Raw genomic sequence first — 24,443 nt, 5'->3', positions numbered from 1 at the left:
GATCTCTCTTTCGGGTTCTGAATTCTGAAATGCGCCTGGCTTAGGCGACGTGCTGCCTACGCGAACGCGTGGATTTTTTCGATGATCTTGAGGGTTTCCAGAGCCTCGGCCGCTTGCACGGGAAGCGGTCCGTGCCCGCGGAGCGAGGAGGCCAGTTCCCGGTAGAACTGCGGGTAGTCGCCCTTCTCCGCCGGTACAGGCGTGGCTGATCCGGCTACTCCCAGAAGCCCCCAAGACTCCTGGGGTTCGGTGCCGTAAGCAGCGTCCGACGGCGTGATGCCGGCTGCGAGCGCTGGTTCCTGGCTGTCGAGTCCCCACTTGGTGTAGCCGGCTTTTGAGCCGAGTACGTGGAAGCGCGGGCCCACTTGGGCGGCCATTCCGTTCATCCACAGCCGTGTACGGACCCCGGATTCATGACGCAGTGACACGAAAGCTTCGGTATCTGCAGCATCTGTGTGCGGGCCGTGGTTGGCGGTCTCGCCGTAACTGTCCTCCACAGGGCCGAACAGTTGGATCGCTTGGTCTATCAGATGGGCGCCGAGGTCATGGAGGATGCCGCCGCCTTCAGCCAATGTGGCTGAATCGCGCCAGTTCCCGAAGCCCTCCGGCCGCCACCACTCAAAACGCGATTCGAAGGTCCGCACCTCGCCCAAGGCGCCGTCCCGCAGCAGCCTTCGCAGCGTCAGGAAGTCGGCATCCCACCGGCGGTTCTGGAAGACCGTAAGCTGCACACCGGCGTCGGACGCTCGCTCGGCAAGCTCCTCACCGTGGGCGACGGTAGTGACGAATGGCTTGTCCACCACAACGTTGAGCCCGTGGGCGATGGCCGTGGAACCGAGCTCAAGGTGCGTGAGCGGCGGTGTTCCGAGGACAACGAGGTCCAGCTTCCCGGCAAGGGTGAACATATCCTCCGGCGTCGGCACGATTGTTGCCTGCGGATAGAGCCGCCGGGCTTCGGCCTGTCGTTGCGGGTCGGCCGTCACGATGACGTCCAGGGAATAGTCCGGGTCCGCGTGGATCAGCGGCGCATGGAACACCTTGCCCGAGACGCCAAACCCGACGACGGCGGTCCGGATGGGTGCCGCTGTTGCCTTGCCCAGTGGGGGCCCGCCCATCACAGCACTTCCGAAAGAAAGCGCTGCAGGCGTTCGCTGCGTGGGTTGTCAAAGAGCTGGGTGGGCGTTCCGATTTCCACTACTTCGCCTTCGTCCATGAAGACCACCTGGTCCGCCACTTTTCGGGCAAAGCCCATTTCGTGGGTGACAACCAGCATGGTCATCCCGCGGCTGCCGAGGCCGGCCATGAGATTGAGGACGCCTTTGACGAGTTCGGGGTCCAGTGCGCTGGTGGCTTCGTCGAAGAGCATGACCTCGGGCTCCATGGCCAGTGCGCGGGCAATGGCGACGCGTTGCTGCTGCCCGCCGGAGAGGTCCCGTGGCCGGTGATCGGCGCGTTCGGCGAGGCCTACTTCGGCGAGGCGGCGCCGGGCGCGTTCCCGGGCCTCGGATTTGGACATTCCTTTGACGCTCCACAAGGCCAGCGCCACGTTTTCCAAGGCGGTGTGGTCCGGGAAGAGGTTGAAGTGCTGGAACACCATACCGATCCGTGCACGGAGAATGTCCGGCTTGACCTTGAGGGCACTTTCACCGGCCAGCAGTACATCGCCGCTCTTGGGTTCATGCAGGCGGTTGACTCCGCGCAGGAGCGTGGATTTGCCTGAGCCGGATGGGCCGATGATGCAGGTGGTGGTTCCCGGAGCCACGTTGAGGCTGACGTTGCGGAGCACATCGACGTCCCCGTAAGCCATGGTCAGGTTCTGAAGTTCCAAGCTGGAGCCGTGGAACTTTTCGATGTCCTGGGTCTTGCTGGTGCTGGTGGCACTGTTGCTTGGTGCGCTGCTGCTTGTGAGGTTCACGTGTTGCTCCCGGTGATGAGCGGCGAGGCCGCATCGAGTTCCTTGACTTCCTTCAGCCCACTGGTGGGTGCCGTGGGACGACGGCGGCCGGTGCGGAACTTGTTGTCGAAGTAGTTGACCAGATGGGTCAGCGGCACTGTGATGATCAGGTAGAAGATGCCTGCCATGACCAGCGGTGAGAGGTTGCCGGACAATACTGCTGCGTCCTGGCCCACCCGGAACAGTTCACGCTCGCTGACCAGGAGTCCAAGGAAGTAGACCAAGGAAGAGTCCTTGACGATGGCAATGAACTGGTTCACCAGGGCCGGCAGGACCCTGCGGATCCCTTGCGGCACCACCACCAGGGCCATGGATTTGGAATAGCTCATGCCCAAAGCGCGGCAAGCCTCCCCTTGGCCCTTGTCCACGCTCTGGATGCCGGCCCGGAAGATCTCTCCGATGTAAGCGCTGGCGATGAGGCTTAGCGCGATGATTCCCAGCGGGTACGGTGATGGCCCGAAGACAGACTGGCTCAACCGTGCAAAACCCTGGCCGATCAGCAGGATGGTGAGGATGGCGGGCAGGCCACGGAAGAGATCCGTGTAGATCCGTGCCGGGATGCGCAGCCACTTGGACCGCGAGATTCCCATGACCGCCACCACCATGCCCATCACTACGCCGAGGATGGTTGCTGCGATGGAGATGATCAGGGTGTTGAGGAGGCCAACTCCGAGGAGCTGGGGCAGTACTTCGACCATGGCGTCAAAGTCGAAGAACGTGCGGCTGATGGTATTGAGCCAATCCATTGAAATGCTCTCAGACGTTAGGTGTTGGGTGGCTTACTTACTGGCTTACTTACTTGCCGTCGGGGAAGGGCTGGAGGTCCGCTCGGCCTTCGGGAGGTACTGTTCCGGCATCGGCGAACCCGGGAACCACTTTTCGTAGAGCTTCTTCCACGTGCCGTCCTCCATTGCTTCGGCCAGGCCCTTGTTCAGGGCTTCCTTGAAGGCGGGCTTGTCCTTGGCTATTGCGAAACCTGCCGGAGCATCGAAGGACGGAATGTCCGCGGCGCTGACCAGTCCAAACTGCTCCTGGTATTCCTTGGCGGCCTCGTAGTCCAGGAAGTGGGCGTCCACGGAACCGCTGTTGACTGCTGAAATGGCGGTGTTGTTGTCCGGGAAGCGGACCAACTGCGCCGAGGTGAAGTTCTTCACGGCGTAGGCTTCCTGCAGGGTGCCTTGGACAACGCCCAGGCGCTTGCCGTTCAGGCCGTCGGCGTCGTTGATGCCGGAGTTCTTGGTGGTGATGACTGTCAGGTATCCGGCGAGGTAGCCGTCGGAGAAGTCCACAGTTTCCTTGCGCTTGTCCGTGATGCCGATGGCCGCCACGCCCACGTCGAACTGACCGTTGGCTACCGCTGCCAGAAGTCCGGAGAAGTCCTGTCCGGTGAAGACGACTTTGTCTACGCCGGCCCGTTGGGCCACGTCCTTGAAGAGTTCCACGTCAAAGCCAGTGAAGTTACCCGAGGCGTCGGTGAAGGTGTAGGGCTTGGAATCGCCGAGGCTGGCGACGCGGATGGTGCCGGGCTCGATCAGGCCGTAGGGGTTATCGGCTGAGGGCGAGGAGCTGGCGGAGGATCCGCCGCATCCCGAGAGGGCGAGGATGGCCGCCAGAGCCGCTGCTGCGAGGGCTGCCGGGCGGAAGTTCAGTTTGAACACAGCGTTGTCCAATCGTGGGAGGGAGAGCGGTGCTGTCAGGAGCCGCAAAGTGTTATTGCTCGATGCGGAGTCTTGTTGAGTCCGGTCTCAGACCCTAGGATTGAGACCGGACTCACATCGATTGATTAGAATGTAGCGGAAGTCACAAAGCCGCGTCAACACCCCACGTGAAAGGTGAACATGAGCACTGAAGGATCCCGACGGCGGGACGTAACGGTTGCCGACGTCGCCAAGGCCGCGCAAGTGTCCAAGGCCCAAGCAGCCCGCGCACTGGGCAACTACGGGGCGGTCAGCGACGACGTCCGCGAGCGCGTCCTGGCCGCGGCCGAAAAGCTCGAGTACCGGCCCAACGAGCTGGCGCGCAGCATGAACACGGGCAAATCGAACACCATTGGCGTTGTGGTGGGCGATATCGAAAACCCCCACTTCGGGCTCGCGATGCGGGGAATCACGGACACCGCAAAGAAAAGCGGCTACAACGTCATCCTCATCAACACGGACGAGGAACGGGAGGCCGAAGTGGACGCCGTCCGCGTGCTGCTGGACAAACGGGTGGACGGGCTCATTGTGGCGCCTGCATCGTCCGTGGAGACCTCGCATTTGCGGCAGGTCCGCGATTCCGGTCGTCCACTTGTTTTGTTGGACCGTGGAGCCGAAGGTCTGGACGTTGAGACCTTCGCCGTGGACATGGGCGGCATCTCCTATGAATCCACCAAGTACTTGATCGAGGCCGGACACCGGCGCATCGCTTTCGTTTCCACCCTCAAGGCAGACCGACCCTACCAGGACGGGATGGCTTTGGACTCCTCGCAGATCTCGGACCGTCTTGACGGGATCCGCCGAGCCTTCGACGACCAGGGTCTCAGCTTCCCGGCAGACCTGGTTCGGCTCAACGCCGGAGACGCCGAATCCACCAAGGAGATCACCCGCCAGCTTCTTAGTGGGCCGGACGCAGCCACAGCGATCATCGCCTCGGACGGCCTGATCGCCCTGAGCGTGGTGGAAGCTATCCAGGAATCCGGGCTTGCCATCCCGGACGACGTCTCATTCCTCATGTACGACGATTTCGCGTGGACGCGCCTCACCACTCCCCCGCTCACCGTGATCGCACAGCCCGTCTACGACATGGGAATTGCAGCCGCTTCGGCATTGATCCGGCAAATTGAGGGCAGGAGATCGTCAGCGCCTGCTCGCGAGTTGGTGGCCACCTTGATCCACCGGGGATCCGTCGGAGCACCCAGAGAGGCGGACGTACTCAGCCAGGCCGGCGGCTAAGAGGGTAACGGCGCCGAGATCGCTGGAATCCTGCCGGATCGCCGGTAGTTTGGGCCCGCTTCGACGTTTGTCGACGTCGCGTAGTGACTACTCCGAGGCTGCTTGAACGTCGCCTTCCTCTGGATCGTCGGCGGAGCGGACCTCGTTCCGGATGACGCCCAGCTCTTCGAGCCTGGCAGACATTCCCGCCCCATCCGGCGCGTAGATCCAAGGAACCCCGGGGGTTGGTTGGCCGCCTGACTTGGAGCGACCACCCGCCAGCACCGCTTCACCGGCCGAGAGTTGGCGGATGGCGATGGCCCTGACATTGGCGGGATGACGGTGGGCGAACTCGGAGTAAATCGCTTCGTCGTGCTGGCCGTCGTCGCCCACCAACAGCCACTTGATGTTGGGGAATTCCTCCGCGAGGCGTTCCAACGAGGTCCGTTTGTGCTCTTGCCCGCTGCGGAACCAACGGTCAGGAGTGGGACCCCAGTCGGTCAAAAGCTTGGGCCCGGCGGGGTACAGATTGCGGGACAGGAATCTGGACAGCGTCGGTGCTACGTTCCAGGCCCCGGTGGACAGATACAGCACTGGAGCCGAAGGCGCCGTCCGGGCAATCCGTTCGTACAACACCGCCATGCCCGGCGTGGGGGTTCTGGCGTGCTCGTTGAGGACAAAAGTGTTCCACGCTGCCAGGAAAGGACGCGGCAGTGCCGTGACCATCACGGTGTCGTCGATGTCAGATACCACGCCGAACTCTGCATCATCCGCGACGATCTCCACAGGAGCCTCTACGGTTTCGGATTCCCCCGACTGAAGGGTGATGGTGTGCCACCCGGCGTCCAGGGCTACTGGAATACGCGCATCCACCACTCCGCCGCGGTCAGCCTTCACATCGAAAACCGTGCCGGCAATGGTCACGTTCACACGAGCATTTGCCACGGGCGCACTGGTGAAGTTGCGCCACCCGCGCATGCTTTCCTGCAATGGACGGGCGTGACCCGCGGCGTCCCGGGGGTCACTGCGGACAACCCGCGCAAGGACCCGCACCCAGGACGTGCTCCCGTACCCGGTGTAAGGGATGACGGTTTCCACCCGGCCACGCCGGATGGCGAGGCGCGTCTGAAAACCAAGCCACGCGTCGTCGAGCCTCATAGCGAGGTGACGGCGCCCTTTACTCAGCGGCCTGGGGCCATCATTGTCAACGGCGTCGGACTGGGGGCGCGGTTTCATGGGACGGGGAGACATGCCACCAGTCTTCCATGGCCCGGTCTCCTTCCGCAGTGAGCCCGTCCACTGTGAAGTGGGCGCCGGTCACACGTTCGCACGCTAAACAGCGGTTGTCGGCGCCCGGCCTTCGTCGCCATGCTGCTCGCGAGCCGCGGCCAGCCGCAGCCGATCCAGCCGGTTCATCAGCGGTGCAGTGGTGGCCCCGTGCACCACGATGGACAGCGCCACCACCAGCGCAATAAAGGCCCAAAGCTTCTCCGACTCGGCGTCGAAGTTCCCATGGGTCAGCGCGTATCCCACGTAATACAGTGAGCCGATCCCGCGGATGCCGAAGTAGGAGATGGCCAGGCGTTCCCGTGGCCCGGTCTTGCCACCCATCAACCCGAGCCATCCTGCCAACGGACGGACCAACAAAAGGAACACCAAAGCTACCAGCACCTCCGTCCACCCGATCCCATCCAAGAGACCGCGGGCAATGGCGCCTCCAAGGAGCACCAGGATCACCACAGTCATGAGGCGCTCGAGCTGCTCAACATAACCGTGCAGCACCTGGTGGTACGAGTGGTGGCGTTCAGCGGAACGGATAGTCACGGCACAGATGAAGACGGCGACGAACCCGTAGCCTTCCACCAATTCGGCCACGCCGTAAGCCAGGAAGGTGGCCGCGAGCGCCACGAAACCTTCAGAGTGATCCGATAGCCGGAAGCTCTTTCCTTTGGCGGCAAAGAAGATCAGGCTGAGGAGTTTGCCGGTACCGAAACCGAGCAGCACGCCAACAGCTATTCGCCACAGAACATCCAGGCCAACCCACTCCCCCAACCATGCGCTGGGAGATGCCCCCACCAAGCTGATGAGGATGGCCAGATATACAAACGGGAAGGCCAGGCCATCATTCAAACCCGCCTCTGAGGTCAAGGCGAAGCGGACCTCATCCTCATCCGGGTCCTCTTCCGTGTCTGCGGGTTTTCCTACTTGGACCTCGGAGGCCAACACCGGGTCAGTGGGTGCAATCGCGGCCCCAACGAGGATGGCGGCGGCCAGACCCAGCCCCAACACCCACAAGCCCATCAGCGTCATCGCAAGAATGCACAATGGCATGACGATCCCCAGCAAGCGCCAGGTAGTGGACCAACCCCGCCAATGGAAGGGCCTGTCCAGGGCCAGTCCCGCGCCCATGAGTGAAATGATGACGCACACTTCCGTCAAATGCATCGCGAAGTCCGCATGGAGAATAGGGTCCGGGTCCGGCAAATCAGGAAGCAAGGTGAATGCCAGAATGCCGCTACCCAGGAAGACCATGGGCATTGAGAGAGGCATGTGGCGCAACAATTTTGGCAGGACAGCGGCGGCCAACACCGCAAAGCCTGCCGAGAGGAACAAGATGCTGGGGACTTCAAACACGAATGGTCTACTTCCTGACGAGCCGTTCGACTCGTCTCAGAAGCCTAGTTGGAAGTCAGCGCTGCGTCGATCAGAACTTCGGCCGCTTGACGCGCCTGCCCCGCGGCATCGGATGTCCCCGCGATGGCCGCCGTGGTCTGGGCGCCCTCGGCGAGAATGGCGAGCTGGGGCGCCAAATACGGTGGGGCGCCGGCTTCTACCGCCAGGCGTGCAACATACTCTTGGAATGATTCCTTGTGTTTCCGTGCATATTCGGCCACCTCGGGGCTGATGGCACCGAGTTCAGCAAAGCTGTTGATGAAGCCGCACCCCCGGAACGAGTCCTGGCAAAACCATCCCGCAAGGTAGTCAAAAATGGCGAGGAGCCGCGTTTTGGGCGTCCCGGCTTGTTGCACCGTGGCGTCCAGCCCTTCGGTCCAGGACTGATGCCGATGCTCCAGCACGGCCATGATGATGCTGCTCTTTGAGGGAAATTCCCCGTAGAGCTTCTTTAACGACACTCCTGCCGCCGAGCGGAGTTCGTCCATCCCGACGGCCTGGATTCCCTTGGCGTTATAGAGCCCGTCGGCGGTGGCAACGATGCGTTCTCGAACCTCGGAAGAATTCATGTACCCATTCTACTTGCATTGAGAACGAACGTTCTCTACTATGGAAAACACCAAGGGAGAACGATCGTTCTCCGCTTCGAGAAAAGGGACAAATCATGGGCTTCATCAAGGTTGGCACCGAGAACACCACGGACATTGAGCTCTACTACGAAGACCACGGAACAGGTCAGCCCGTAGTCCTCATCCACGGCTACCCCTTGGACGGCGGCTCCTGGGAGAAGCAGACCGCAGCCCTCCTCAACGCCGGATACCGTGTGATCACCTACGACCGCCGCGGCTTCGGCAAATCCAGCAAGCCGACCACCGGCTACGACTACGACACGTTCGCAGCAGATCTGAACACCGTGCTTGAAACCTTGGACCTTCAGGACGCCGTGCTGGTAGGTTTCTCGATGGGCACCGGCGAGGTAGGACGCTACCTCGGCACCTACGGTGAAGCCCGCATCGCCAAGGCCGCATTCCTGGCCTCCCTCGAACCCTTCCTCCTCCAGACTGACGACAACCCCACCGGCGTTCCGTCATCAGTCTTCGACGGCATCCGCAACGCCGCCATCGAGGACCGCTACGCCTGGTTCACCAACTTCTACAACGACTTCTTCAACACCGATAACTTCCTGGGCAACCGCCTCAGCGAAGAAGCCCTGAAGAATTCCTGGAATGTGGCCGCAGGCTCGTCCTGGTACGCGTCCTTCGCAGTGGTGGATTCCTGGCTCACCGACTTCCGCTCCGACATTGAGAAGGTCACCGTCCCTTCACTGATCGTCCACGGCACCGACGACCGCATCCTGCCAATCGATGCAACGGGACGCGAATTCACCAAGCGCCTCCCTTCGGCCGAGTACGTGGAAATCGAAGACGCACCGCACGGCATGCTCTGGACGCATGGCGCCGAAATCAACGAGGTCCTGCTCCGCTTCCTGGCGAAGTAGCCACGTAACCGCCTACGGCGGAAAACACGTTCGACGGCGGCAGCTCGCCTTGGTTCCTAACGAGCCGAAGGTGAGCTGCCGCCGTCGTGCGTTGACGTAGCGCAGGTCACGTCCTATGCTTTATGAATCGATTCAAGAAGTAACCTTCCTCACGCTGAATGAGCACCAAACAGTTCAGTCCTGGACGGGAAGAGCTCTTGTTCCTTGCCAACGACGACATAGGAGTTCAGCTGCAATGACCGTGATGCACGGGAGGGACGTCCCTTCAACCCAGGGCGAAGCCACCGGCCGGAAAGATCCGAAGAAGGCCGCCATGAGCGGGTGGATCGGAAGCGCGCTGGAGTACTACGACTTCGCCCTGTATTCGCTGGCAGCCACACTTCTGTTTCCCACCATCTTCTTCCCCACGGAGAATCCCACCGTCGGCATCATCGCGTCGCTGGCCACCTACGCCGTGGGGTACGTTTCCCGTCCGCTCGGCGCCGTGATCCTGGGCGCCTACGGTGACAGGCACGGGCGCAAGAAGGTGCTCGTTTTCGCGATGCTGCTCATGGGCTTCGCTACATTCGCCGTCGGTCTCCTGCCCACGTACGGACAGGTGGGCCTCCTGGCCCCCGTCCTTCTGGTGATCCTGCGCCTGATCCAGGGATTCGCCGTCGCCGGTGAACTCGGTGGCGCCAGTGCGATGATCGTGGAGCACTCCCCCGACGCGAAGCGCGGCTTCTTCGCCAGCTTCAGCCTGCAGGGTACGCAGGTGGGATCCATTCTGGCCACAGCGGTGCTGATTCCGCTCGCTGCACTCCTCCCTGACGAACAGTTCCACTCATGGGGTTGGCGTTTGCCGTTCCTGCTCAGCGCCGTGGTAATCATCGCAGGCTACGTCATCCGCCGCCGCGTTGAAGAGCCTCCCGCCTACCTGGCGCAGTCCGAAGACGCCACCGCCAAACGACGCTTCCCCTTGGTTGACCTCCTGCGCACCCACCCCTGGGTTCTGGTCCGTTGCGTCATCATGACCTTCACCAATGTGATCGGCATGGCCACCCTCATCTTCGGTGTCTCCTTCGCCACCCAAAAGGGTTACGGCATCGGATTCTCCAGCAGCGAGTTCCTCTGGGTGACTATGGCCGCCAACGTGGCCGCAGTACTGACCATCCCGCTGTTCGGCGCCCTTTCGGACAAAATAGGCCGGCGTTCCCTGATGGTTGCGGGCGGCATGGCCGGTGGTTTGCTGACCATGGGATACCTGTGGGCTATCGAACAGCGCAGCCTGCCCTTGGTGTTCGTCTGCGTCGTGATCGTTCAGGGCATCCTCTTCCAGATGTGGAACGCTACCTTTGCCACGTTCTTCCAGGAACAGTTCCCCATGCGGATGAGGGTCACTGGCTTCGCGGTCTCCCAAAACATCGGCCTCATGATCGCTTCCTTCTTCCCCAGCCTCTTCACGGCGATCGCTCCCCCGGGCTCAGCGAACATCCCGCTGGTCATCGGCCTGACCACGCTCGGCATCTGCCTCGTCGCAGCCGTGGCAACCCTTCTGTCCTCGGACACCAGGGGCACATCGCTCGAGGACCTCGAAACCCGCTAGCGCCCCGCCCTTACACCGAAATCGCCGGAAAGCTGCCAGATCCATGGCAAACTTCCGGCGATTTCGCATGGGTCCCGCGATCTCGCGCGGCCGGGTGATCTCTGGCACGATGACTTACAGCTTGCAAAGTCCATCGGATACGTCAGATCAGCAAGGAGAACCACACGTGAGAACGCCCATCAAGATCGCTGTGACCGGCGCAGCTGGCCAGATCGGCTACAGCCTCCTCTTCCGGATCGCCAGTGGTGCCTTGTTCGGTCCCGATACTCAGGTGCAACTCAGGCTCCTGGAGATCACCCCCGCGTTAAAGGCACTTGAGGGTGTTGTGATGGAGCTGGACGATTGCGCTTTTCCCACCCTGGACTCGGTGGAGATCGGCGACGACGCCGACCATATTTTCGACGCCGTGAATCTGGCCCTCCTCGTTGGCGCACGGCCGCGGACCAAGGGCATGGAACGCGGCGAGCTACTCAGTGCCAATGGTGCGATTTTCACCGCGCAAGGCCAGGCCCTCAACAGGGTCGCGGCCGACGACGTCCGGATCGGTGTAACGGGAAATCCGGCCAACACCAACGCTTTGATTGCCATGACCAACGCCCCGGACATCCCCGCAGAACGGTTCAGCGCGCTGACCCGGTTGGATCACAACCGCGCCCTTGGACAGCTCGCCAGGAAGACCGGCGCCCGGGTGGGGGACATCCGCAAGATGACCGTGTGGGGCAATCACTCCGCAACACAGTATCCGGACATCTTCCATGCCGAAGTCGCTGGCCGGAACGCGGCCGAGGTGGTGAACGATCAGGACTGGATTGAGAACCACTTCATCCCCACGGTTGCCCAGCGAGGAGCAGCGATCATCGACGCCCGGGGCGCCTCTTCTGCGGCATCGGCAGCTTCAGCCACCGTGGACGCAGCCCGGGATTGGCTCCTTGGCACACCCGAGGACGATTGGGTATCCATGGCCGTAGCATCCGACGGTTCATATGGGGTGCCCGAGGGACTTATTTACTCATACCCGGTGACGACTTCGGACGGAAACTGGGAAATTGTTCAAGGACTGGAAGTGAACGACTTCAGCCGCGGGAAGATGGATGCCACAGCCAGTGAGCTTTTGGACGAGCGGGCTGCCGTGGCTGAACTTGGCTTGATCTGACATAGGTCAGCGGCGCTGAGTTGGCGTGACCAGGCGTGCAAGCTCAGTTCCTGGCGCGGCAAGCCGGTCCACCGTAGTGAAGATAAACTCCTGCATTGCTGCCGTGGCTGCCGAAGGAGCGATGTCGTTGCGCCGGGCCAGGTTGACGGTCCGTGTCAGCGACGGGTTGACCAAACGGGCACTACGCAGCCCAGGCCGGCCGATGACAACCATTGCCGGCACCACCGCCACGCCCAGTCCCCGTTCCACGAACCGCAGCACGGCGTCCATTTCCGCGCCTTCGACGGCGATCAGCGGTTCCAAGCCTCTGGCGGAAAAGGCCGCCTCGGTGGCCACCCTCAGGTCATAACTTCTGTTGAAGGCCACCTGCGGAATGTTCGCCAGTTCTTCCAGGGTGAGCTCTTCGCGCTGCGCAGATCCAGCGGCCGACACAACCACCAGCTCCTCGGTCAGCAGCGGAATCAATTCCGTGCCGTGCACGGCGGGATCCGATCCACGGGTTACCACCAAGGCCAGGTCCAGCGCGCTTTCGTTCAGGGCATCAACCAGGAATCGCGAACCGCCTTCGGTGATGTGCAGTTCGACTCCGGGGTGCGCACTTCGGAAGGCGGCCAGCACATCGGCCACCAGTGAGACGCACAGGGTAGGTGGGGCGCCCAGGCGAATGCGGCCCCGCCGCAATCCCGCTAGCTCGTTCATCTGCTCCCGCGCAGTCTCTGCGTCTCCAAGCATGCGCCGGGCTATGGGCAGGAGGAGCTCTCCCGCAGTCGTCAGAGTTGCTCCCGAGGGTCCGCGATGGAACAGGGCCATTCCAAGATCGGCCTCAAGTGCTGCGATCTGCCGGCTAAGAGAAGGTTGCGCAAGATACAACTGCTCCGCCGCGCGTGTGAAGTGCCCCACTCGGGCGATGGCCTCGAAGGAGCGTAACTGCTCTAGCTTCATTCTCATAGCATAAATGCATCGTGGTGACTCAAATAATTCATTGGATACATGACGTACGGCCATTTAGCGTGATAGTCATGAACCTCAACACCACTCCAGAACGACTTTTGTCCACTTCGGTGCTCGTTATCGGCACCGGAGGCGCCGGTCTGCGCGCTTCCATTGAACTCGCCCAGCGCGGGGTCCAGGTGTTGGCGGTGGGTAAGCGTCGCAAACACGACGCCCACACGAGCCTGGCCGCCGGGGGCATCAACGCCGCGCTGGGCACCATGGACCCTGAGGACAGCTGGCAGCAGCACGCCGCTGATACCTTGCGGGAGTCCTACTTCCTAGCCGATCCCTCAATCGTGGAGACCGTAGCCCGCAACGCGGCACGAGGTATCGAGGACCTTGAACGGTGGGGTATGCCGTTCGCCCGGGAGGCGGATGGACGAATTTCCCAGCGATTCTTTGGCGCCCACAAGTATCGGCGTACCGCCTACGCCGGGGACTACACCGGGTTGGAAATCCAGCGCACCCTGATGCGCCGGGCGGCAGAGTTGAACGTCCCCATCATCGACACCGTCTACATCACGAGGTTGCTTGTTGCCGACGGCACCGTCTTTGGAGCCTACGGATTCGACGTCGTAGACGGTACCCCCGTGCAGATCCACGCTGATGCGGTCATCCTGGCCGCGGGCGGGCACACACGCATCTGGCGTCACACCTCTTCCCGACGCGATGAGAACACCGGGGATTCCTTCCGCCTGGCTGCGCTGGCCGGAGCCAGGATCCGCGACGCCGAGCTGGTCCAGTTCCACCCTTCCGGCCTCTTGGAGCCAGACGACGCCGCCGGCACCTTGGTCTCCGAGGCGGCGCGCGGAGAGGGAGGCATCCTCACCAACGCTCTGGGCGAGCGCTTTATGGAACGCTACGATCCCGAGCGCATGGAACTGTCCACCCGTGACCGGGTTGCGCTGGCCGCATTCACGGAGGTGGCCGAAGGTCGCGGGACCGAGAAGGGCGGCGTCTACCTGGATGTCTCCCACCTGCCTCGGGAAACCATCATGGAAAAGCTGCCCCGGGTCTACCGCACCATGATCGACCTGCAGATGCTGGACATCACCACCACCAAAATCGAAATTGCGCCCACCGCTCATTACTCGATGGGCGGGGTGTGGGTTGCACCGGAGGACCACGGAACGGGAGTGAACGGCCTTTATGCAATCGGTGAGGCATCCTCCGGGCTTCACGGCGCCAACCGTCTCGGCGGCAATTCATTGATTGAGTTGCTCGTCTACGGTCGTATCACCGGCGAACACGTGGCCCACTACGTTCATTCGCGCACCCATATTGTCCGGGATCCCGGGGCGATCGGAATAGCCCGCGGGGAAATGCAGACACTGCTCGGCGAACGTGGAACAGAGTCCGCCCGCAGGCTGCAGCGTGAACTACGAAACCTCATGACCGAACACGCCGGAGTTGTGCGCACGGAACAAGGACTGGAACGAGGACTGGAGAAATTGACCGCCTTGGAGGAACGTGCCCAACTGGTCACAGCCCACCCGGACATCGCAGGCTTCGATGATCTGGCCCACGCCTATGACCTCCTCGGCTCCCTGCTGGCAGCACGAGCCACCCTTGAGTGCGCGCTCGAACGCCGCGAAACCCGCGGAGCCCACAACCGGGCTGACTACCCAACGGCAGATCCCGCGCTGCAGGGGAACTTTGTCTGGTCCACAGATGAGGGCGTCAGTTTCGAAAGCCTGCCTCCGGCTCCGGATTCCTTCCGGGCGCTCGCCGAGGCCAACGCGGACGATTCGGTCGCCGGTAAGCTCGTGGAGTAAGAAGCCTGATTGGGCGGAACTTGGGGTTAGGGAACTGTGACCACTATCTTCCCGCGCGTATGCCCTTCCATGTTGAGCCGGAAAGCATCAGCTGCCTTAGCCAATGGAAGGGCTTGCGCCACCTCCACCCGGATCTTGTGCTCGTCCACCAAGTCAGCGAGCTGCTGCAGCTCAGCTCCCACGGGATTGACCCACATCCAAGTACCGCCGTGGGCTTCCACCTCGCTGTCGGCGATGGAGGCGTGCCGGCCGTTCCCGGCCAGGACCTCCAAGGTTGTGTCAAGATTGCCACCCACGAAGTCGGCCACCACCTCCACGCCTTCGGGACGCAACGCCTTCACCTTTTCGGCAAGTCCGTCACCGTAGGCAACGGCCTCAGCGCCCAGGGACCGCAGGAAGTCATGGTTCTTTTCCGACGCCGTGGCGATCACCTTGGCGCCGCGCGCGACGGCGATCTGAATACCCAGTGAGCCCACTCCGCCGGAGCCGCCGTGGATCAGCACAGTCTCTCCCGACGTCAGACCCAACCGGTTAAGGACCTGAAGGGCTGTAAGTCCGGCCAAGGGGAGCCCGGCAGACTCATTCCATTCCAAGGATTGTGGCTTTCGGGCGAGCAGCCGCTCGGGGAGGGCAATGTACTCTGCAAAGCTTCCCCCGTGGACGTAGTCCTTACGGCCGTAGGAAATCACTTCGTCACCAGGTTTGAAGTGCGGAGCATCAATACCGACAGCTTCGACAACGCCGGCTACGTCCCAGCCGGGGATCGCCGGGAATTGGAGGTCCATGAACGAGTCCAAGTACCCGGCCATGATCTTCCAGTCCACGGGATTGACCGAGGTGGCCTTCACTTTAACCAGCACCATGCCCGGCCCGACCTTGGGCATGGGCTGGTCCGTTAGTTCAAGGACTTCCGGGCTTCCATATCGCTGGTAAGTAATCGCCTTCATGCCCGCCTCCTAGTCGAAGAAACCCACGATGTAGCCGATGAAAAACAGGAGAGTGAGCAGCACACCGGCACCGATGGCTCCCAGCCACAGGACCTGCGTACCTTTCCTGGGGCCGCCTTCGTCGTGGCCTTGGGGGCCGGCTGTTGAAGATTCGCCGGGAGGTGTTTCGCCAGGGGGCACTCCCCCGCCAGGCTCCAAGCCGGTGATCTTGTCCTCATACGGGTCGGGGTTGCTTCCGGACACATTCACTCCTCGATCGCAGTGCTGGTGCTGTGTTCAGGGTATCGGGCGGAGCCGGGCAAGCCTAGCGGTCAGTGTGTAGGTGTGCGTCCCTCGTGGAAGTACGCAGCCGGTACAGGGCCGTGGTGGCCGTGATGTAGAGATCTGCACCGTCGGCCCCTCCAAAGCAGAGATTGGAAACCGTTTCAGGAACCTCGACGGCGGCCAGCAGCGCACCGCTGGGGGCGTAGACACGAACTGACGAGCCCGCTGACGTCCATACCCGCCCCTCGACGTCTACGCGGAATCCGTCCGAGGCCGCGTCGTCTTCGAGCTCAACGAACGTGCTGCCCGTCCCGCACGAGCCACCCACCACCGGGTAGACGGCAATGCGGAACGGTACTCCGTGGCCAGGGCCCGCCGTGTCCGCAACGTAGAGAAGCGATTCATCCGGGGAGAACGCGAGGCCGTTGGGATGCACCAAATCAGTGACCACAGGAGTCAGTTCGTCCCTGGCGGGGTCGAAGCGGAACACGTAGCAACCGCCGTATTCCTGCTCGCCCTCATGTCCTTCCACCGTCCCGGGCAGGATTCCGTAAGGAGGATCGGTAAACCAGACCGTCCCATCCCCTGCCACCACAACATCGTTGGGCGAGTTGAGCCGATACTCACCGAACGCATCAACGATCGGCGTCACCACGCCGTCGTGGTCCTTCTCGACGCGCCTGCGGCCGTGGCTGCACTGCACCACGCTGCCGTCGTGGTGGAGCGTTCGCCCGTTGGTGTACTCCACGCCGGTGGCGTATTCGCGCGTCGCGCCGGTGCCGGGAGAGAATTCGAGAATCCTGTTGTTGGGGATATCGCTCCAGCGAAGGGTCTGCGACGTCGGAATCCATAGTGGGCCCTCAGCCCAGACGGTTCCTTCAAACAACTTTTCCAGGGTTCCGGTGATCAGTTCATCCATGGGTTCGAGACTAATCGTTCGCAGGTTCCGAGCTGGGCTTGCGTGTCCGTTCCTTAGCGCTGAGCTTTCCGTCGGCGGGCATCACCAGAACCGCCACTACAGTGAGGGCGGCACTGACGAGTACCGCCAGGAAAACGGCTGATGAGGCTTGCACGGTGGTTTGCGGATCCGGGCCACCATGGGGACCGTTGGCATAGATGGCGTTGGCAATGGCACCGAAAACGGCCACACCAATGGAGCTGCCAATTGAACGTGCAAAGAGGTTGGTGCCGGTGACTACGCCGCGTTCATTCCATTCAACACTGGTTTGCGCGGCAATAAGGCTCGGCGTTGCCACCAGCCCAAGCCCGAGCCCGACGATGAAGCAAGCCGCCGCCACGAGCAGGATATTGGGGGTGGGGGCCGTGAGGGCTAGGACGGCAGCTCCGATCACTGTGATCGCTATGCCGATGAGGGCCGTGTTCCGAAAGCCGATGCGGAGGTAGAACCTGCCGGCTTGGGACGCGCTGATGGGCCAGCCAATGGTCAAGGCCGCCAAGGCGAGCCCGGCCAGCAGGGGTGAGGTCTTCAGTGACCCTTCCAGGAACGTTGGGACGTAGCTGGTAAGCCCGAGCATGACGGCACCAACGCCGAAAGAGATCATGGCCGTGGTCGCCAGCAGCCTGCGGGAGACAACCCACGGTGGGAGGACAGGTTCAGCGGCCCTCCTTTCCACCAGGAGAAACACAAGGAACAACACCGCTCCGCCGGCAAAAACCGAGATGCTGATCGCGGAGTCCCAAGGCCACGCTTGACCACCCTGAAGGGCTCCGAGGATGAGCAGGCTCAACGAAATCGTCAGCAGTCCGGCACCCAGGTAGTCAATGCGGTGCTTGGTCCGCTCCACGTTCTCGTGGAAAGTACGCAGGAGCATCCAACCAGCCAGCAGGCACAGCGGGATGTTGATCAGGAAGATCCAGCGCCAGATTCCCAGAGATGCGAAGACCCCTCCAAGAGTGGGTCCCACAACGGAAGAAACCGCCCAGACACTCGCCAAATAGCCCTGGACCTTGGCCCGTTCCGCCAAGGTATAGATATCGCCCGCAATGGTGATAGCAACGGGCTGGACCGCGCCGGCCCCAAGCCCCTGGAGCACACGGAACGCAATGAGCGCCGGCATGCTCCAGGCCAGCCCGCAGAGAATCGAGCCAAGCAGGAACAGGCCAATCCCGCCCAAAATCATTGGCTTTCGGCCTACGACGTCCGAGAGTTTGGCGTACACGGGCACGGACACTGCCTGCGCCAACAGATACGCGGAAAACAGCCAAGGAAACGAGGAAAAACCGCCGATGTCCGCCACGATTGACGGCACCGCCGTGGCAACTATGGTGGCATCGATCGCTACCAGGCCCGTGGCCAACATCAGCGCAATCAGGATGGGTCCCCGTTGGGAGCGGAATCCGACGCCGTCGTCAGTCGCTATGCTCACCTGATCCCCTTCGCGTTGCTTCACTGGTCTGCTTCCGAGGTGCGTAACCTCACTCCCCAGTAAATTAGTCCTTCAAACCTCGACGGCGGGCCACCCGGTGGTTCCGTAGGGAACCAAGGTGACCCGCCGTCGTCGAGCGCTAAGTCAGTCGTTGATCAGGTCGTGGACAACGATCGTCTGGTCGCGGTCCGGACCGACGCCGATGGCCGAGAAGCGCGTACCGGAGAGCTTCTCCAGTGCCAGCACGTAGTTGCGGGCGTTCTCCGGGAGATCCTCCAGGGTGCGGGCCGTGGTGATGTCCTCGGTCCAGCCGTCGAAGTACTCGAAGATGGGGACTGCGTGGTGGAACTCGGTCTGCGTCATGGGCATCTCGTCGTGACGCACGCCGTCAACCTCGTAGGCAACACAGACCGGGATCTGCTCGATGCCCGTGAGGACGTCCAGCTTGGTGACGAAGTAGTCCGTGAAACCGTTGACGCGGGAAGCGTGGCGGGCCAGGACGGCGTCGTACCAACCGCAGCGGCGGGGACGGCCGGTGTTCACGCCGAACTCGCCGCCGGTCTTCTGCAGGTAAACACCCATGTCGTCGAACAGTTCCGTGGGGAACGGGCCGGCGCCAACACGGGTGGTGTAGGCCTTGATGATGCCGATGGACCGCGAGATGCGGGTGGGACCAATGCCCGAGCCTACGGACGCGCCGCCGGCGGTGGGGTTGGATGAGGTGACGAACGGGTAGGTGCCGTGGTCAACGTCCAGGAACGTTGCCTGGCCGCCTTCCATGAGCACAACCTTGCCCTCATCCAGGGCGTTGTTGAGGACCAGTGTGCTGTCGATGACCAACGGGCGCAGGCGCTCAGCGAAGGACAGGAAGTACTCCACGATCTCGTCCACCACGATGTCGCGGCGGTTGTACACCTTGACCAGGAGCTCGTTCTTCTGGCGCAGCGAGCCTTCCACCTTCTGGCGGAGGATGGATTCGTCAAAGACGTCTTGGACGCGGATGCCGAGGCGGGCCACCTTGTCCATGTACGCCGGACCGATGCCGCGCCCGGTGGTACCGATTGCCCGGCTGCCAAGGAAGCGCTCAGTGACCTTGTCCAGCACCTGGTGGTACGGCGCAACAAGGTGGGCGTTGGCCGAAACACGGAGGCGGGACGTATCCGCACCGCGGGCTTCAAGGCCGTCGATTTCCTGGAAGAGGGCCTCCAGGTTCACCACACAGCCATTGCCGATAATAGGGACTGCGTTGGGGCTCAGGATGCCCGCGGGAAGGAGCTTCAGCTCATACTTCTCACCGCCAACAACCACGGTGTGCCCGGCGTTGTTACCGCCGTTGGGCTTGACCACATAGTCAACACGGCCACCGAGCAGATCGGTTGCTTTGCCTTTACCTTCGTCGCCCCACTGGGCTCCGACGATCACGATAGCGGGCATGGGATCCTCCCCCATTCTTTCGGGCTTGCTCCGGTTGGATCACCAGAGTCAGGCGCCGTACATGAGAATGCCCCGACGTAGCTGGTGCAGCCGGACCAAAGGCACGGCATGCGCAAGAGTTTCGGGGCTCTTACCAGCCAAGTTTAGCCGATGACAACAGTTTCTCTGGTGTTTGGCCGGCGTTGGGGTGCCGTTGTGGATAAGTCAAGGAACGGCGAGCGCCACAGGACCAGCCGAGGAACTGCCCAGTTGCAGGCTCAGCAAGCCGGCACTGTCCACCAGCCCCACTCTGATGGCCGAGACCTTGTACTCCCCCGCCGCTGCCGTAACATCCGCCGGTTTGGTCCCGGGCCAGTTCTTGTCCGGTTGAACGTTGACGTTGATGGCCACCAAGGTCCGGACTGCCGTCAGGACTGGCCCGACGGTAGTTTCACAGTCATTATCTGCGTGAGAAAAGCCTCCTCGGGCTGGACTGCACTTTAGGGTTAATAGTGATGACGCCGCACACACTTCCAGGCAACACGCCGCGCCGCATTCAGAGGGCGCGCCGAAGCGGGCCCCGTTCACGCCCATAGTCCGGTAAGGTTAGTTAGCCCCCAACAGCACCCTTTGAGGTTCGGCTGCGGCATGCCCGCGGCACCTTGGAACGGTGCGCTGTGACACCTAGGAGACCTAACCCCTGATGCAAGAACTGGCGACTGAATCACCCGAAGAAATCCTCTGGAACCGCCGCTACGAACCGCACATCGCCGAGGTCAACGAGCTGTGCGACTCCATCAAGGTCCAGAAGCCGGGCAGTGAGGTCCTTTACATCGACCCCGCCCACAGCATGGATGATTGCCGCATCGTCAGCCTTTTCTCCAATCAGCGCACCAACACTGGCGAAGGGTTCATCAACCCGGGTGACGAGGAAGCCACCACCCGCATGCTCGGCATGCAGTGGCAGCTGGGCCTCCGTCCCGAGCTCATGATGCCCTGGAACGCCTACCCGTGGATTGAACCCAACGAGGAACCGGGAAAGCTCACGCCGGCCAACATCACCGAGGGCCTCAAGCCGCTCCTGCGCCTTCTGCAGCTCCTTCCGCGCACGTCCGCGTTGGTGGCGCACGGCAACGAGGCACACCGCCTTGCCGATCAGCTCATGAAGGCTGCCCCGGCCAGCATCGCCCGCCGCGGCTTCAAGACCTTCAAGGTCCGCTCGCTCGGTGGCCGCTCCTTCGCCGGCACCCCGGCCCGCCAGCAGGAATACCTGGATGCCATCCACGGCGCCTACGCCGAGGCCATGGCACGCACGGGAATTCCCCGCAAGGCGTAGCAGCCTCACAACGCATTTACGACGGCGACCCCCACCTTTCGGTGAGGGTCGCCGTTGTTATGTGCTTGAATCCCTAGCGGGCTTCGAGCGCCGCCTTGGCCTTCGGGTCCGAGTCGTTCAGGAACTTCTCGATCCGCTCCGGCTCCTCAGCTTCGCCAATTGCCGACGCTGCCCGGCCCAACGCGTACAGAGCACGCAGGAAGCCCTGGTTGGGCTCGTGCTCCCACGGGATGGGTCCGACGCCGCGCCAGCCGTTGCGGCGCAGGGAATCCAGGCCGCGGTGGTAGCCAACGCGGGCGTAGGCATAGGACTCGATGGTCCGGCCTTCGGCCCAGGCTTCCTCCGCAAGGATGGCCCACAGAAGAGACGACGTGGGGTTCTTCGCCACCAGGTCCAGTGCTTCGTGGCCGAGTGCCAGATGCTGGTAGATCTCGGATTCGGCGGGCAGGAGCGTGGGCTCCGGCCCCATCAGGTTCTTCCGGAATTCGTCGGACATTAGAAGGTCTTGCCAACCGATCCGAGCTGCTGGGCGGCTTCGACGATGCGCGCGGCCATGCCGGCCTCGGCGGAAGCGCCCCAGACACGGGGGTCATAGGTCTTCTTGTTGCCCATTTCGCCGTCGATCTTCAGCACGCCGTCGTAGTTGGAGAACATGTGGCCGGCAACCGGGCGGGTGAACGCGTACTGGGTGTCGGTGTCGATGTTCATCTTGATCACGCCGTAGGAAACGGCGTCAGCGATTTCCTGCTCGGTGGAACCGGAGCCACCGTGGAACACGAGGTCGAACGGGTTTTCCTTGCCGATCTTGGCGCCAACCTCGGACTGGATCTGCTTGAGCAGTTCAGGACGGAGCTTGACGTTGCCCGGCTTGTACACGCCGTGGACGTTGCCGAAAGTCAGGGCTGTGAGGTAACGGCCGTTTTCGCCGGCTCCGAGGGCCTCAATCGTGGCGAGGGCGTCTTCGGTGGTGGTGTAGAGCTTCTCGTTGATTTCGTTCTCAACGCCGTCTTCCTCGCCACCAACAGTGCCGATTTCAACTTCGAGGATGATCTTCGCGGCCGCAGCGCGTTCAAGCAGTTCGCGGCCGATGCGAAGGTTCTCGGAGAGCGTCTCGTGCGAGCCGTCCCACATGTGCGAGTTGAAGATCGGGTCCTTGCCGGCCTTGACTGCTTCCTCCGAAGCGGAAAGCAGCGGGAGGACGAAGTCTGCCAACTTGTCCTGCGGGCAGTGGTCCGTGTGCAAGGCGATGTTGACGTTGTAGTTCTTGGCAACTTCGCGGGCAAACGCGGCGAAACCGAGGGAACCGGCAACCATGTCCTTGACCGAGGCGCCGGACCAGTAGGCTGCGCCACCGGTGGAAACCTGGATGATGCCGTCGGATTCTGCCTCGGCGAAACCGCGTATCGCAGCGTTCAGAGTCTGCGACGACGTGACGTTGACTGCGGGGAAAGCGAATCCGCCAGCCTTTGCGCGGTCGATCATCTCGGAGTAAATCTCTGGGGTTGCAATGGGCATGGTGACTCCTATGCTGAATTCGTCTGTGGGTTGGTAACCCTGGAGTAGACCGCTTACGGCTAGCACCCATCCTAGCGATATCCGCCGGGACGCCGTGTTTCGGGTCACTGGGGGCTCTTAACACTTCCGCCGAGTCGGCGTTCAGCACGGCAACCCCGATTCATCCACACGATGGATATACTTCTCGGATGGAGAACCCCTCGAACGCCAACAACGAACCGCGCCCCATGTCGGCCCCATCCGGCCCGCCTCCTCCCCCGGCCTACGGCGCCTACCAGCATCCAAACGGCCCTTACCAGCAGCCGGGCACCTTCCCACCTCAGCCGAAACGCACACTGAGCCGTACGGTGATCATTGCCATCGCAGCCGGAGCCGCGGTAGTCCTGGCGGCCGCCACAGTCGGGCTGGTCTTCCTGTTTACGCCGGCTAAAGACGGTGGCACGGCTGCTACTACGTACTTCCAGGCCCTTGTAGACGGGGATGCCAAGAAGGCGTTGAGCGTATCGGATCCGGGTGTCCCGGAGAATGAGGCGGTTCTCCTGCAGGACAACGTCTACAAGGAAGCGGGCCAGCACATTGACGGCTTCCGGATCCTTGAGTCAAAGGGCGAGTACGTCAGGGCCGAGGTAACCCAGAACGGCCGAAAGCAGGAGAACATCCTGATGATGACCAAGTCACCTGACGGCGAATGGAAGGTAGGGGCCAAGAACTTCCAGAAAATCCGGCTCAGTTCCAACCGCCCAGTGAAGACGTTCACCGTTAACGGCGTAGACGTAGCGGCCCCTGAGTCAGGAAGCTCATTGACGGGTTCCCAGCTGCTCCTGCCGGCTTTTCCCGGTGAGTACAAACTCGGTATATCCGGGGACAAATACACAACAGTTGAAGAGAAGAAAGCCTTGGTCAGCATCGACCGGAGGATTTCCGACACTTCCGAAACCCTGAAGGTACTGCCCAGCCAGCTCCTCCTGGACGAGACAAAGGCCCTTCTCCAAAAGAAGCGGGATGCATGCATCGCGTCAGCTCCGGCTACTACCACACAGTCGTTCAGCAGCGGTTGTTCCGGATTCAATCTGTACCAGTCCCGCCCCACCCGCAATGTTAAGTGGACCATCGACCAAGAGCCCACCTTCACGCTCTCCCTGTCCAAGGACGTTTGGTACATCCAGTCAGAGGATAAGGGCAAAGCTACGGTTAGCTACGAAGTAAACCGCGGCAACGAGGCCACCCCCAAATGGGAGCCCCATGTTGAGGTGAGGGAAGCCCGCGTCTCAGGTGAGATCCAGATCGTCGACGGAAAAGCGACTCTCAAAGACAATTAGGACCGCAGCTGCCCGGGGCGATACTGACAGCTCGGCTAGCTGACGGGCTGCTGGAACACGTGCTGGCGGACCCACGCGTGCATGGCAATGGCCGCGGCGGAAGCCGCATTCATGGAGCGGGTAGAGCCGAACTGCTCGATGGACAGCGTGGCGACGGCGGCATCGTGCACCTCGGGCGTCAGCCCCGGGCCTTCCTGTCCGAACACCAGCACACAGTTCCTGGGAAGGTCGTAGGTTTCCAGCGGCACCGAATCCGGGAAGATGTCGATGCCGATGACCGCCAGGCCCTCCGCCTCAGCCCACTGGACAAAGTCCTCAACAGTGGGGTGATGGCGGACGTGCTGGTAGCGGTCGGTGACCATGGCGCCGCGACGATTCCACCGGCGTCGACCAATAATGTGTACTTCTTTGGCGAGGAAGGCGTTAGCGGTTCGCACCACTGTGCCGATGTTGAGGTCGTGCTGCCAGTTCTCGATCGCAATGTGGAAATCGTGGCGCTTGGAATCCAAATCCGCCACGATCGCCTCGTGCTTCCAGTAGCGATACTGGTCCACCACGTTGCGGCGGTCACCATCCCTCAACAGGTCCGGGTCCCAGTGCTCGCCTTCCGGCCATTCACCCTCCCAAGGCCCGACGCCGACCTCGGCTTTCGGTTCTGCCTCACCTTCCGGTGCGCTCTCCGGAGGAGACACGGCAGGCGTGGGCAGGGCTGAGTTGGG

General features: G+C 62.2%; 24 protein-coding genes. 7 read left to right on the top strand and 17 right to left on the bottom strand.

The window, feature by feature from the left end; all coding sequences use genetic code 11:
* Positions 1-56: 56 nt before the first annotated feature.
* From HAV21_RS07725 to HAV21_RS07710, 4 genes are read right to left on the bottom strand one after another with little or no spacing between them, the layout of a single operon-like run.
* Positions 57-1,115: a Gfo/Idh/MocA family oxidoreductase gene (locus tag HAV21_RS07725; RefSeq protein WP_166841264.1), complete on the bottom strand. Its 1,059-nt coding sequence runs from the start codon at positions 1,113-1,115 to the stop codon at positions 57-59.
* The gene (locus HAV21_RS07720; RefSeq protein WP_142936806.1) at positions 1,115-1,915 is read right to left on the bottom strand and encodes an amino acid ABC transporter ATP-binding protein; all 801 of its coding nucleotides are present in this window, start codon (positions 1,913-1,915) and stop codon (positions 1,115-1,117) included. The genes HAV21_RS07725 and HAV21_RS07720 overlap by 1 nt, the downstream gene beginning before the upstream one ends.
* Entirely contained in the window at positions 1,912-2,700 is a 789-nt protein-coding gene (locus HAV21_RS07715) for an amino acid ABC transporter permease (protein WP_011773348.1), read from the bottom strand. Before HAV21_RS07715 ends, HAV21_RS07720 begins: the two co-directional genes overlap by 4 nt.
* A gap of 45 nt (positions 2,701-2,745) precedes the next feature.
* Positions 2,746-3,612, bottom strand: coding sequence for an ABC transporter substrate-binding protein (locus HAV21_RS07710; protein WP_166841263.1), 867 nt, complete (start codon positions 3,610-3,612; stop codon positions 2,746-2,748).
* Between the two features lie 180 nt (positions 3,613-3,792).
* On the opposite strand from HAV21_RS07710, the gene HAV21_RS07705 reads away from it, so the two are divergent.
* Positions 3,793-4,887, top strand: coding sequence for a LacI family DNA-binding transcriptional regulator (locus HAV21_RS07705; RefSeq protein WP_166841262.1), 1,095 nt, complete (start codon positions 3,793-3,795; stop codon positions 4,885-4,887).
* A gap of 87 nt (positions 4,888-4,974) precedes the next feature.
* On the opposite strand, the gene HAV21_RS07700 is transcribed toward HAV21_RS07705, so the two are convergent.
* From HAV21_RS07700 to HAV21_RS07690, 3 genes are all read right to left on the bottom strand, one after another.
* Positions 4,975-6,117, bottom strand: coding sequence for a phosphatase domain-containing protein (locus tag HAV21_RS07700; protein WP_142936809.1), 1,143 nt, complete (start codon positions 6,115-6,117; stop codon positions 4,975-4,977).
* An 81-nt stretch (positions 6,118-6,198) separates the two neighbouring features.
* Entirely contained in the window at positions 6,199-7,500 is a 1,302-nt protein-coding gene (locus HAV21_RS07695) for a cation:proton antiporter (RefSeq protein WP_142936810.1), read from the bottom strand.
* A gap of 44 nt (positions 7,501-7,544) precedes the next feature.
* Complete coding sequence (locus tag HAV21_RS07690) at positions 7,545-8,108, bottom strand: TetR/AcrR family transcriptional regulator (RefSeq protein ID WP_166841261.1); 564 nt, start codon at positions 8,106-8,108, stop codon at positions 7,545-7,547.
* A gap of 95 nt (positions 8,109-8,203) precedes the next feature.
* Here HAV21_RS07690 and HAV21_RS07685 point away from each other — a divergent pair, with 95 nt between their 5' ends.
* The 3 genes from HAV21_RS07685 (at position 8,204) to HAV21_RS07675 (ending at position 11,775) form a co-directional block, all read left to right on the top strand.
* Positions 8,204-9,037, top strand: a complete 834-nt coding sequence (locus tag HAV21_RS07685) for an alpha/beta hydrolase (protein WP_166841260.1) — start codon at positions 8,204-8,206, stop codon at positions 9,035-9,037.
* Between the two features lie 235 nt (positions 9,038-9,272).
* Positions 9,273-10,622, top strand: coding sequence for an MFS transporter (locus HAV21_RS07680; RefSeq protein WP_166841259.1), 1,350 nt, complete (start codon positions 9,273-9,275; stop codon positions 10,620-10,622).
* Positions 10,623-10,788: 166 nt separating this feature from the next.
* Positions 10,789-11,775: a malate dehydrogenase gene (locus HAV21_RS07675; RefSeq protein WP_166841258.1), complete on the top strand. Its 987-nt coding sequence runs from the start codon at positions 10,789-10,791 to the stop codon at positions 11,773-11,775.
* Between the two features lie 6 nt (positions 11,776-11,781).
* Here HAV21_RS07675 and HAV21_RS07670 read toward each other — a convergent pair whose 3' ends face one another.
* Positions 11,782-12,723 (bottom strand): LysR family transcriptional regulator, encoded by a 942-nt coding sequence (locus HAV21_RS07670; RefSeq protein WP_166841257.1) that lies wholly within the window; start codon positions 12,721-12,723, stop codon positions 11,782-11,784.
* A 71-nt stretch (positions 12,724-12,794) separates the two neighbouring features.
* Here HAV21_RS07670 and HAV21_RS07665 point away from each other — a divergent pair, with 71 nt between their 5' ends.
* On the top strand, positions 12,795-14,543 hold the full coding sequence (locus HAV21_RS07665; protein WP_166841256.1) for an FAD-dependent oxidoreductase: 1,749 nt from the start codon (positions 12,795-12,797) through the stop codon (positions 14,541-14,543).
* 26 nt (positions 14,544-14,569) lie between these two features.
* Here the strand turns inward: HAV21_RS07665 and HAV21_RS07660 are convergent, their stop codons facing one another.
* The 6 genes from HAV21_RS07660 to HAV21_RS07635 form a co-directional block, all read right to left on the bottom strand.
* Positions 14,570-15,490, bottom strand: coding sequence for an NADP-dependent oxidoreductase (locus HAV21_RS07660; RefSeq protein WP_166841255.1), 921 nt, complete (start codon positions 15,488-15,490; stop codon positions 14,570-14,572).
* Positions 15,491-15,499: 9 nt separating this feature from the next.
* Positions 15,500-15,733, bottom strand: a complete 234-nt coding sequence (locus tag HAV21_RS07655; RefSeq protein ID WP_142936817.1) for a DUF6480 family protein — start codon at positions 15,731-15,733, stop codon at positions 15,500-15,502.
* Between the two features lie 61 nt (positions 15,734-15,794).
* Positions 15,795-16,673, bottom strand: coding sequence for an SMP-30/gluconolactonase/LRE family protein (locus HAV21_RS07650; protein WP_166841254.1), 879 nt, complete (start codon positions 16,671-16,673; stop codon positions 15,795-15,797).
* A 10-nt stretch (positions 16,674-16,683) separates the two neighbouring features.
* Positions 16,684-18,141, bottom strand: a complete 1,458-nt coding sequence (locus HAV21_RS07645) for an MFS transporter (RefSeq protein ID WP_166841253.1) — start codon at positions 18,139-18,141, stop codon at positions 16,684-16,686.
* 144 nt (positions 18,142-18,285) lie between these two features.
* The gene (locus tag HAV21_RS07640) at positions 18,286-19,575 is read right to left on the bottom strand and encodes an adenylosuccinate synthase (protein ID WP_142936819.1); all 1,290 of its coding nucleotides are present in this window, start codon (positions 19,573-19,575) and stop codon (positions 18,286-18,288) included.
* A 204-nt stretch (positions 19,576-19,779) separates the two neighbouring features.
* On the bottom strand, positions 19,780-19,965 hold the full coding sequence (locus HAV21_RS07635; RefSeq protein WP_187697060.1) for a hypothetical protein: 186 nt from the start codon (positions 19,963-19,965) through the stop codon (positions 19,780-19,782).
* A gap of 292 nt (positions 19,966-20,257) precedes the next feature.
* Here HAV21_RS07635 and HAV21_RS07630 point away from each other — a divergent pair, with 292 nt between their 5' ends.
* Entirely contained in the window at positions 20,258-20,890 is a 633-nt protein-coding gene (locus tag HAV21_RS07630) for a uracil-DNA glycosylase (protein ID WP_142936820.1), read from the top strand.
* A 73-nt stretch (positions 20,891-20,963) separates the two neighbouring features.
* Here HAV21_RS07630 and HAV21_RS07625 read toward each other — a convergent pair whose 3' ends face one another.
* A complete protein-coding gene (locus HAV21_RS07625) occupies positions 20,964-21,386 on the bottom strand; it encodes a DUF3151 domain-containing protein (RefSeq protein ID WP_142936821.1) in 423 nt (140 codons plus the stop codon).
* Positions 21,386-22,405 carry a class II fructose-bisphosphate aldolase gene (fbaA, locus tag HAV21_RS07620; RefSeq protein WP_142936822.1) on the bottom strand — a complete coding sequence of 340 codons (1,020 nt, stop codon included), beginning with the start codon at positions 22,403-22,405 and terminating at the stop codon, positions 21,386-21,388. Before fbaA ends, HAV21_RS07625 begins: the two co-directional genes overlap by 1 nt.
* 188 nt (positions 22,406-22,593) lie before the next feature.
* Here fbaA and HAV21_RS07615 point away from each other — a divergent pair, with 188 nt between their 5' ends.
* Positions 22,594-23,724, top strand: coding sequence for a hypothetical protein (locus HAV21_RS07615; protein WP_166841252.1), 1,131 nt, complete (start codon positions 22,594-22,596; stop codon positions 23,722-23,724).
* Positions 23,725-23,759: 35 nt separating this feature from the next.
* Here the strand turns inward: HAV21_RS07615 and HAV21_RS07610 are convergent, their stop codons facing one another.
* Positions 23,760-24,431 carry an RNA methyltransferase gene (locus HAV21_RS07610; protein ID WP_166841375.1) on the bottom strand — a complete coding sequence of 224 codons (672 nt, stop codon included), beginning with the start codon at positions 24,429-24,431 and terminating at the stop codon, positions 23,760-23,762.
* Positions 24,432-24,443: the final 12 nt, after the last annotated feature.

This window comes from Paenarthrobacter sp. MSM-2-10-13, from assembly GCF_011605365.1.
GTDB lineage: Bacteria > Actinomycetota > Actinomycetes > Actinomycetales > Micrococcaceae > Arthrobacter.
Note: the sequence above shows the minus strand (reverse complement) of the source record. Positions and strands in the feature narration are given on the sequence as shown.